This is a genomic window from Pseudoduganella buxea (assembly GCF_009720835.1).
GTDB lineage: Bacteria > Pseudomonadota > Gammaproteobacteria > Burkholderiales > Burkholderiaceae_D > Rugamonas > Rugamonas buxea.
Genome location: NZ_WNKZ01000287.1, coordinates 1 through 316, shown reverse-complemented (window position 1 = coordinate 316; position 316 = coordinate 1). Strand labels below are relative to the sequence as shown.

At 63.9% G+C, this 316-nt stretch carries 1 protein-coding gene; it reads right to left on the bottom strand.

Going from position 1 to position 316, the window contains the following annotated elements:
- Positions 1–230 (bottom strand): hypothetical protein (locus GM672_RS27970; RefSeq protein WP_155473715.1); only part of this gene is annotated, 230 nt, incomplete at its 3' end.
- Positions 231–316: the final 86 nt, after the last annotated feature.

The window sequence follows — 316 nt, the reverse complement described above, 5'->3', positions numbered from 1 at the left end:
ATTTCCTCGCCGATGAACTGGTCCAGATCGAGGTCGGTCGAGGTGCTCAGCGCCTGTACGTCGAAGTCGTACAGTTCGTTGACGCCTTCGCGGCCGGCGAAGCGTTCCGGCATCAGCGCCTCAGGCAGGGCGCTTTCCTGCGCGCTGGCCAGCGTGATCAGGCGCGCATGCTGCGACAGGCCCGTGCCAAAGATGCCCAGGGCCGAAGAGAGTTGTGCCAGCAGGTCCATCAGGGCAACGTGATGGTCAGGTTGGCCGCGCGCGGCGCCATCTTCACGACGTCGCTGTAGGCATTCATCTGGTTCTGCGTGTTGCG